The 9,550-nt window shown below is 70.9% G+C and carries 5 protein-coding genes and 2 pseudogenes; 6 read left to right on the top strand and 1 reads right to left on the bottom strand.

Features of this window, described 5'->3' with window-relative positions; translation table 11 throughout:
- The first annotated feature begins 568 nt into the window (after positions 1-568).
- Complete coding sequence (locus ACFYQA_RS38715; protein ID WP_388928426.1) at positions 569-868, top strand: NIPSNAP family protein; 300 nt, start codon at positions 569-571, stop codon at positions 866-868.
- On the opposite strand, the gene ACFYQA_RS38710 is transcribed toward ACFYQA_RS38715, so the two are convergent.
- Positions 862-4,398 carry an NACHT and WD repeat domain-containing protein gene (locus ACFYQA_RS38710; protein WP_388928424.1) on the bottom strand — a complete coding sequence of 1,179 codons (3,537 nt, stop codon included), beginning with the start codon at positions 4,396-4,398 and terminating at the stop codon, positions 862-864. The two genes, ACFYQA_RS38715 and ACFYQA_RS38710, sit on opposite strands and share 7 nt — an antisense overlap.
- Positions 4,399-4,973: 575 nt before the next feature.
- Between ACFYQA_RS38710 and tgmA the strand changes: the two genes are divergently transcribed.
- From tgmA to ACFYQA_RS38685, 5 genes and pseudogenes are all read left to right on the top strand, one after another.
- Positions 4,974-5,285 carry a putative ATP-grasp-modified RiPP gene (gene tgmA / locus ACFYQA_RS38705; RefSeq protein ID WP_388928422.1) on the top strand — a complete coding sequence of 104 codons (312 nt, stop codon included), beginning with the start codon at positions 4,974-4,976 and terminating at the stop codon, positions 5,283-5,285.
- Positions 5,282-6,232: an ATP-grasp ribosomal peptide maturase gene (tgmB, locus tag ACFYQA_RS38700; RefSeq protein WP_388928420.1), complete on the top strand. Its 951-nt coding sequence runs from the start codon at positions 5,282-5,284 to the stop codon at positions 6,230-6,232. The genes tgmA and tgmB overlap by 4 nt, the downstream gene beginning before the upstream one ends.
- A complete protein-coding gene (tgmC, locus tag ACFYQA_RS38695) occupies positions 6,229-7,353 on the top strand; it encodes an ATP-grasp peptide maturase system methyltransferase (protein WP_388928418.1) in 1,125 nt (374 codons plus the stop codon). The genes tgmB and tgmC overlap by 4 nt, the downstream gene beginning before the upstream one ends.
- A gap of 260 nt (positions 7,354-7,613) precedes the next feature.
- Positions 7,614-8,907 (top strand): annotated as a pseudogene (locus ACFYQA_RS38690) (IS701 family transposase).
- 162 nt (positions 8,908-9,069) lie between these two features.
- Positions 9,070-9,453: pseudogene (locus ACFYQA_RS38685) on the top strand (hypothetical protein); the annotation flags it as partial.
- Positions 9,454-9,550 lie beyond the last annotated feature (97 nt).

Genomic DNA, 9,550 nt, shown 5'->3' with positions numbered 1-9,550 from the left:
ACGGAAGCTCCGCTGCAGCACCAACCGCATCACCGCGATCGTCCAGGCCATACTCGTCCTCCATCACGCGTCAGCATGAGGTTGGAAAAGGCTCATTTTCTCAACGGTGATCATTTCCAGACTCCGTTGAGGACGAGGGCTACACGGGCGACGTCGCAGATCCGGCTCGGGCTGAGGGGCACGTGCTGCAGGGTGCGCCAGTGTTGCTTGAGTCCGACAGCAACGCGTTCACCGAGTGCACGGATGCTTCTGATCGGGCCGTTTGTGATTCGTGTGTCCACGTGCAGGGCCCCGGCGAGACGGCGGGGACGTCCCTGGGCGTGGCCCGCCCTCCAGCGAAATGATCCCCCGAGCGAGGCCCGGCGCTGCCGCCCCGGCCTCACGCCTCGACTCCCTCTTCATCCACGTGAGCAACCACGGTTTTACGCAGCTCAGTTGGATGCGCTGGTTGAGCACACGCCCCGTGGCATACCGTTGGACCGGCCGTTCGAAGCGGTCGTCCGGCAAACCCGAGCAGACCTGCGGTCGGCCTGCCGGTTACCTCGACCCGACAGCGGGAGCGCGCTCGATGCCCAGGACCACGCAGTTGCGTACGTACACCGTCCGGGACGGTCTGCTCGACGAGTGGGTGGAGCGGTGGCGCAGCGACATCGTGCCGTTGCGGCTGGATCTGGGTTTCGAGATCGGCGGGGCCTGGGTGGACCGGGAGCGCAACCAGTTCGTCTGGTTGATCTCCTACGAGGGCCCGGAGACCTTCGCGGAGCGCAACGCGCTGTACTGGGCGTCGCCCGAGCGCAAGGCGATGGGCCTCGACCCGGGCGACTACCTCCTGCACACCGACGACCGTACGGTCGAGCAGCGCTACTGACCGCCCGCAGGGTCCGGCGGCAGCAGGTGCTGCCGCCGCTCCTCCGCGTCCAGCGTGCGGAACACCCGTCCGCGCGCCCGCGCTTCCAGCCGGTCGTAGTCCGGGTCCGCCGGCCACACCCGCGCGGTCCCGTCGGCGGACGCGGTGAGCAGCAGCGTGCCGTCCCGGGACCATGCCACCGATGTCACCTTGTCCCGGTGGACGCCGATGACGGCGAGTTCCTCGAGGGTGGTCGCCGACCAGAGCCGTACCGTCCGGTCGTCCGATCCGGTCGCGATACGGCGGCCGTCCGGCGACCAGGCGACGGCGCGCACCCGGCCCTCGTGGCCCTTCAGCACGTCGACGCGGCGGCCGGTCGCCGCGTCCCACACGGCGGCCGTCCAGTCACCGGACGCCGTGGCCACCCGTGTCTCGTCGGGCGACCAGGCCACGTCCTCCACGTAGTTGCCGTGGCCCCGGAGCACGGTCAGCTGGGTGCCGTCGGAGGTGTCCCACAGGCGGCAGGTGCGGTCGTCGGAGCAACTGGCCAGCTTCCCGCCACTCGGAGACCAGGCCACACGTCCCACCCAGTCCTGATGCCCGGTCAGCTTCCGTAGCTCCGTACCGTCGACGGCGGACAGGACGCGTACGGTGCCGTCGTGCCCGCCGGTCGCGATCCGACGGGCGTCCGGGGACCACGAGCAGCCCTCGACGGGTGCACCGCGCAGGTCGAAGACCGTGCCGCCGGTGCCGTCCAGAACGCGGAACAGGCCGTCCGCCGTACTGAGGGCGAGACGGTCGCCGTGCGGCGCCCAGGCCAGGCTCCACACCCGTTCCCCGGGCGTCGTCACCGGACCCGCGGGCGCACCGGACTGCGCGCTCCACACCCGCATGGTCCCGTCGTCCGAGGCGGTGGCGAGACGGGTGCCGTCGCCGGACCACACGGCCTGGTTCACCGGCCCGTCGTGCCCCTGCACCAGGACGGACTCGGCTCCCTGCGGCTGAAGGTCCCACACCCGGCCGGTGCCGTCCGTCGACGCGGTGGCGAGCCGAGTGCCCGACGGCGACCACACCACGCTCCACACCGTGTCGGTGTGCCCGCGCAACACCGCCACCTCCTTCGCGTCCTCGGTGCGGACGACGCGGACGGTGCGGTCGGAGGACGGGGTGGCGAGCAGTCGGCCGTCCGGCGAGAAGGCCGGGTTCCACACGTAGTCGGTGTGGCCGCGCAGCAGCAGCCGCAGTGCCCCCGTGTGGGCGTCCCAGATCCGGGCGGTGTGGTCACCGGACCCGGTGGCCAGGCACTCGCCGTCCGGTGACCACGCGATGCCCTCGACGAACTCCGTGTGCCCGGTCAGGGTCGTCGTCGCCGCTCCCGTCGCCGCGTCCCAGACGATCACCGTCCGGTCGTGCGACGCGGTGGCCAGCCGCGAGCCGTCCGGCGACCATGCCACGCCCCAGACGTCGCCCGTGTGACCGCGCAGCTCCCGCACGAGACGTCCGGTGCCGGCCTCCCACACCCGTACGGCCTGGTCCTTGAACGTGGCGGCGATCCGTGACCCGTCCGGCGACCACGCCACCTGCCGGCCGATGTCCCCGGCGCCGGTGAGCCGGCGGACCGGTTCGCCGGACGCGACGTCCCAGACGCGTACGACCTGGTCGCGGCCGGCGGTGGCCAGCCGGGACCCGTCCGGAGAGAAGGAGACCGACTCGACCATGGCCCCGTCGCACGGCAGCACACACAGCTGACGCCCCGACTCCGCCTCGTACACACGGGCGGTACCGTCTCGGGACGCAGTAGCCAGCAGTTGCCCGTCGGCGGACCAGGCGACGTCGCGGACCGTGTCCGCGTGCCCGTCCAGCCGGATCCGGGCGTGCCCCGCGGCCAGCGCCGCCATCAGTCCACGCCGCGCGGCCGATGTCGGCGCGCACTCGCCGAGCGCGGCCAAGGAGAGGAGCAGCGCCCGCTCGGGCTCCGTCTCCGCGCCGGTGAGCACCTGATGGCCGATGCTGTCCGAGACACGGCTGAGGAAGGCCAGGTCCCGGCGCTGCGAGGCCTCGACGAGCGCACGGGCGGGCGCCGACGCCTGCCCGGCCTCCTCCAGCGCCACCAGCCACCGCTGCGCAACGGCGAGCCGTTCCCCGGTGAGGAGGTAGTCCGCGCTGCGCCCGGACCGCTCCCAGTCGGCGGCCCACCGCTCCAGCTCGGCCCGCTCCCGCAGCCGTTCCGCCCTCGCTTCCACCTCCTGACGCAGGGGCGCCCACTGGCGGAACAGCGCCTCGTGCGTGACCTCCGCGTACGCGTCTCCCGCCGTTCCTTCCACGGTGTCGGAGCGGATCAGGCGCGCGTCGATGAACGCGTCCACCACGTACCGTTCCCGGTCGGTCAGTTCCGACAGCCGCACGGGACGGCGGGCGAGTTCCCTCTCTTCCAGCGTGACGAATCTCAGTAGCACCCGCAGCGCGAAGTCGATGCCGTCCGGGGTGCTGAGCGCCGCCACGGTACTGTCGGCCTGCCGCGCGAGCGCCCCCGCCACACCCCCGAGCTGCCGGTACGTCTCCTCGGTCACCGTGCCGCCCGGATTGCAGGCGAAGTACAACTCCTGGAGGAGATAGGCGAGAAGGGGCAGTGCGTCGTCCGTGCCGGTGTCGTCCACGATGGTCCCGACGAGACCGGGAGCGAACGACATACCCACCAGAGCGGCCGGCCGCTCGACCACCTGCGCGAGCTGCGCCCTGTTCAACGTGCCGAGGGCAACCGGGTGTTGGAGGAGCTGCGCGTGATCGGTGCCGAGCAGCCGTCCCAGCAGGTCAACCCGGCACGTGGCCAGGACACGGACGGAGGATTCCTGCCGCAGGCACGCGTGCAGCGTCTCCAGGAACTGGGCCTGTTCCCGCTCGCTCGCAAGGGTGACGAGTTCCTCGAACTGGTCGATGACCAGCAGCACCCGCTGGAACTGCCCGCCGCGCAGCCGCGACAGCTCGCCCCCGAGGCTCTCCGGCCCGTGCCGCAACCGTCGCAGTACCGCACCGGCCGGCTCCCGGCCGCCACCGGCCACGGCCAGGGAAGCGGCCAGGGCGTGCAGCGGGTTCGCCCCCGGCGAGAACGTCGGCACGATCGTCCACCGACGCCGTCGCAGCCGGGGCAGCACCCCGGCCCGTACGAGTGAGGACTTGCCGCTGCCGGACGCCCCGGTCAGCAACAGGAACCGGTCGGCAGGACCGGGCGCGGAGGCGTGCAGTCTGCGCGTCAGCTCGGCGGCCTGCGCCTCCCGGCCGAAGTAGACGGCCGCCTCCTCCTCGCTGTACGCGTCCAGCCCCGGGTACGGAATCCGGTCACGGGGCCACTCCGTCTGTGCTGGCGCCGGATTCTCCAGCCGGTACACGATGACCTGCCCGATCACCATCGCGACGATCAGCAGCCCGATGGCCGGCACGGACCCCCGCCGGATGACCTCCAGCATCCAGGGCGCGTCATCCGTGCTGGTGGCGTAGTTGGTGGCGATCCCCAGCAGACAGGCGACCAGCGCCAGCAGGATCTGAAGCACCACTTGCAGACGATGCCTCATGAGACACCGGCCCTCTGCAGGCCGGCTCGACACCCGCGCAGCACTGTGACGCCCCCGTCCTGTCTGTCCGCCATACCGCCCTGAGTCCCCTCCGTGCACCCGACCCGCACCGAGCCCACGGGCAGGGCACGCGGGAAACAACGGTGAACATGATCCAAGGGTGACCGGGCGGGAGACAAGGAGGCCTGAGGAAACCAGCCATACGACGCACTGCCCGGACCTCTGGGGCCACTCCTACGACAGTGACGTCAACGCGACACCGAAACCGATCACCGCCGGGCTCTGCGTCAACGCCGTACGCCACGGGCGGGTGCCCGGCCGTTCCGTACCGCTTCGTACACCGTCGTGTGCCGCCGCGTACGAAGGGTTCGCGTCGGCGCGCCACCACTGGTCACGCCAGGCCACGGCGCGCCACTGTGAGTACATGACCGCAGCACAACCACCCCTGACGGTGAACGTTTCACGCTGCGGCTGAACCGGAGCCGCGCCGCAGGCCGGCAGCCGGCGCCCGGAAGAACCCACGACACCACGACCTTTCCGCCCACCAGGAGGCACCGATGTTCGCCCACTCCGACCGGCTCCCCACCGGGACGCCGCTGCCCAACGGCATCAGCACGCCCGCGCCGTGGGGGCTGCGCCGCATGGCGCCGTACCCCGCCCTCGCCCCCTCGTACGCCCGCGTCGAGTTGGACCCGGCCACCCAGACCGGCCGCTACCTCGACGCCGCCGGACACGTCATGGAGATGCCCGGCCACGGGACCAGCACCGGCACCAAACCCGCGACCAACACCGGCAACCCCTCCGACGGCTCGGGCCCCGGCGGCAGCGGCAGCGGCGACCAGGACTCCGGGAACGACACCGACCAGTGACCGACACGAGTCCGGTTCTGGTCGTCACCAACCTGGACGACCCCACGACCGACCTGGTGATCGACGAACTGCACCGCCGGGGCGTCCCGGTCTCGCGGTTCGACTCCGGGGACTTCCCCGCCACCCTGTCGATCGCGGCCACCATCACGTCGAACGGGATCGAAGGCACGCTGACCACGCCCACGCGTACGGCGGACCTGTCCCGCGTCCGTTCCCTGTACTACCGCAGGCCCTCCGGGTTCACCTTCCCCCACCTCGACGGTCAGACGGCGCGCTTCGCCCTCACGCAGGCCCGTTACGGCCTCGGCGGAATCATGGCCTCGCTGCCCGGCTGCCGGTACGTCAACCACCCGCACCGCATCGGCGACGCCGAGTTCAAGCCGTCCGGGCTCGCCGCCGCGGCCGCGTGCGGATTCCGTCTGCCTCCCACGACGATCACCTCCGACCCCGGCGCCGCGCGCGCCTTCGTCACGACCCACGGTCCGGTGATCTACAAGCCGCTGTCCACGCCGCTGTACCGCGTCGACGGCGTCTCCTGCACGGTCGAGGTACGCGAGGTCACCGCCGACGAGATCGACGACGCGGTGACCGGCACCGCCCACCTCTTCCAGCAGCGGATCGACAAGACCGGTGACGTGCGCGTGACCGTCATCGGCGACCAGGTGTTCTGCGTCCGCATCGACTCGGACCTGCTGGACTGGCGCACCGACTACGCACGGCTCCGGTACAGCGTGGTCCAGCCGCCGCCGAGCGTCTCCGAAGCCTTGCGCGCCTACCTCGACCATTTCCGTCTCGTCTTCGGCGCTTTCGACTTCGCCGTGGACCGCCAGGGGCGATGGTGGTTCCTGGAGTGCAATCCCTCCGGGCAATGGGCGTGGATGGAACCGGAGACCGGGCTGCCGATGGTGGCGGCGATGGCAGATCTCCTGGAGAGGAAGACGGCATGAACGACAAGGAGTTGAGGGCCCGGCTCGTCGAGCGACTGACCGGCAGCGGACATCTGCGGACCGGGCCCTGGCGTGAGGCCGTGTCCGCGGTCCCGCGCCACGAGTTCCTGCGCGGAGGCTTCTTCCGCGAGGTCGCCGGCTCGACGCCCACCGCCTGGACCCCGGTCATGCCGGACGATCCACGGTGGCTGGAGGCTTGTTACGACGATGTCTCCCTGGTGACGCAGGTCGCCGGGACCGTCGTGCCCGGGGACGTCCACGGGGAGATCCTGCGCGCCCCCACCTCGTCCAGCACCCTGCCCGGCCTGGTCGTGCGCATGCTCGAGGACCTCCAAGTCGACTCCGGCCACCGTGTCCTGGAGATCGGCACGGGCACCGGCTACTCGACCGCCCTGATGTGTCACCGGCTCGGCGACGACTCGGTGACCTCCGTCGAGGTCGACGAGAACGTGTCCACCCGCGCCCGCGCCGCGCTGGGGCACTGCGGTTTCGCCCCGGACCTGATCGTCGGCGACGGCCTCGCCGGGTACAAGGACGGGGCTCCCTACGACCGGGTGATCGCCACCTGCGGGCTCCTCACCGTCCCGCGTGAGCTGATCGAGCAGACCCGCCCCGGCGGGATCGTGCTCGTCACCCTCTGCGGCTGGCTGTACTCCTCCGAACTGGCCCGGCTCACGGTCCACGAGGACGGCACGGCGTCCGGCCGCTTCCTCGGCGGGCAGATCTCCTTCATGCTCGCCCGGCCCCACCTGCCGCCGCCGCTGGGGCTGCTCCCCGACCTCGACGAGGGCGACGAGCGGCCGGCGGCCTTCGGCGCCGACGTGATCGACGACTGGACCACCCGGTTCGTCGCCCAACTCGCCGCGCCACGCGCTCAGTACGTCACCCTCACCCGCGAAGGCCGCACGGAGCACCTGTTCCTCGACGTCGACACCGGCGCCTGGGCCGTGCTCCGGGAGCACGACGGCCGGTGGACGGTCCGGCAGAACGGGCCGTTCCGCATCTGGGACGCCGTCGAGGCGCACCTCACCCGGTGGCGCGCCGCCGGGGCCCCGCCGTTGGAGCGGTTCGAGATCACCCTCACCTCCGAACAACCGACGATCACCTGGCCCGGCCGCTGACCCGCGTCCCACGCGTGCGCTCCGCCTCACCGGCACCACGGGGCGGAGCGCTTCGCTCCGACGAGAACCCGAAGACCGATCACCCCATCACGCAGCCCCTAGTACTCCAGTCTGACTTCGTGATCTTGCGTCAGGGCCGACTGGGAATGGGTACGGCCACCGCGTGATCATCGGGGGTTGTGTGGACTCCTGAAGATCGTGCGGTGGCCGCGGGCCATAGCGTAGACCCTGCCCGCTGGCGAGCGATGTTCGATCAGGTCATGGCCCGGATCGCGGGCAGGTTCGGGCGAGTTGAGCCCAGGGCCGCGGCCCGCTCCTACCTGCTCGGGCTGCTGTCGGGCGTCGAACAGAAGAACTGTCCCCGGAGGGGGCAACCCCCAGGCAGCCGGCCGAGCAGGCGGGCCATCCGCGGCCCGGGCCGATGCAACGCCTGCTGCGCTACGCCCGCTGGGACGCCGACGCCGTCCGCGACGACCTGCGTGCCTACGCCGCCGAACACCTCGGCACCGACGGCGGCGTTCTCGTTCTCGACGAGACCGGCTTTGTGAAGAAGGGCCGCTCCTCGGCAGGGGTACAGCGGCAGTACACCGGCACCGCGGGACGCATCGAGAACGCCCAGGTCTGCGTGTTCCTCGCCCTGGCCACCAGCCGGGGCCGGGCCTTGATCGACCGACGGCTCTACCTCCCGGAACACTCCTGGTCCTGTGATCTGGAACGCGGCAACGCGGCAACGCGGCCGGGATACCCGAGATGGTGCAGTTCGCCACCAAGCCCCGTCTGGCCTCGGAGATGATCACCGCCGCGCTGGACGCCGGGATCACCGCCTCCTGGGTGACCGGCGACGAAGCCTACGGCCAGGACCCCCAGCTCCGCGCAGCCCTCGAGGCACGCGGCATTGGCTACGTGATGGCCGTCGCCTGCTCGATGCGAGTGAGGATCAACCACGGCCGCACTCCCGTCCGCGCGGATACCGTCGCCGGCCGCCTGCCCGCCACGGCCTGGCAGCGGCACAGCGTCGGCAACGGCGCGAAGGGGCCGCGGTACTACGACTGGGCCTGGATCCACGTCGGCACGGGCCGTCATCGGCACCTGCTCGTCCGCCGCAACCGGTCCACCGGCGAACTCGCCTTCTACCTGTGCTGGTCACCCATCAACGTGCCCCTGTCCGAACTGGTCCGCGTCGCCGGTGTCCGCTGGAGCGTTAAGGAGTGCTTCCAGGCCGCCAAGGGCCAGGTCGGACTCGACCACTACCAAGTCAGGCACTGGACCTCATGGCACCGGCACATCACGCTCGCCATGCTCGCCCTGACCTTCCTGACCGCCCTCGCCGCCGACGCGGCACCGCAGCGGCCGGCCGATGCGCACCACCCCGCCCGCAGCCGCGATCCCATCACGCTGGCCGTCCCGGAAATCCGCCACCTGCTCGCCGCCTTCAACCCACCGGCCGTGACAGCGCCCGGGCTGCTGCACTGGTCCACCTGGCGCAGACGCCACCAGGCAACAGCCCGACGCAGCCACTACAGACGACGGACCGCCGGCGAACCCGCTGGATAGATCACAAGCTCGCACTGGAGTACTAGGGTGCATACGTTCGTGGTCAGTGAGTGACGCCTGACAACCCGCCCCCTTCAACGACCAATCCGGAAGCCCTCCTTGATGTCGATTGACCGCAAGTTACGTTTGTCACCTCGCCACCTGGGGGTCGAGACAACGTTCATGGCAGAAGCCGCCCCCCTGCGTCGCGCTGTTCTCGTCTGGCTGCTTCCGGTGTTGTGGACTATTGCCCTCGGCCTGTGGGGGCTGTCGCGGCAGGACAGTGTATGGCGGGACGAGGCCGCGACCTGGCAGGTAGCCCGACGCTCCACGGTTGAGATCTGGCACATGCTGGGCAACATCGACGTCGTGCACGGTTGCTACTACCTGCTGATGCACGTGCTGTTCGACTGCTTCGGGCCCAGCACCACAACCCTGCGGCTGCCCTCGGTGCTGGCCACGGGGATCGCGGCGGCTTGCGTGGCAGTCATCGGTCACAGGCTGGCCGGCGTGTGGGCGGGCTTGGCGGGAGGGATGGCGTTCGGGCTGCTGCCTGCTGTGCAGTTCTAGGGGGTTCCCCCCGAGAAGTGGACACCAGTTCGTGTTGTTATGCGGCGAGTGTCATGTTAGCCGACTGCTTCTCGTAGGCGACGGGGCTGAGCTG

Origin of the sequence: Streptomyces sp. NPDC005774, assembly GCF_042871645.1 — a bacterium.
GTDB classification, from domain to species: Bacteria; Actinomycetota; Actinomycetes; order Streptomycetales; family Streptomycetaceae; genus Streptomyces; species Streptomyces pratens.
This window is presented reverse-complemented; position numbering and strand designations above follow the sequence as displayed.

Excerpts from the sequence above, each read along its gene's own strand:
- ACFYQA_RS38715 (WP_388928426.1), top strand. The coding sequence starts at position 569 with ATGCCCAGGACCACGCAGTTGCGTACGTACACCGTCCGGGACGGTCTG.
- tgmA (WP_388928422.1), top strand. The coding sequence starts at position 4,974 with ATGTTCGCCCACTCCGACCGGCTCCCCACCGGGACGCCGCTGCCCAAC.
- tgmC (WP_388928418.1), top strand. The coding sequence starts at position 6,229 with ATGAACGACAAGGAGTTGAGGGCCCGGCTCGTCGAGCGACTGACCGGC.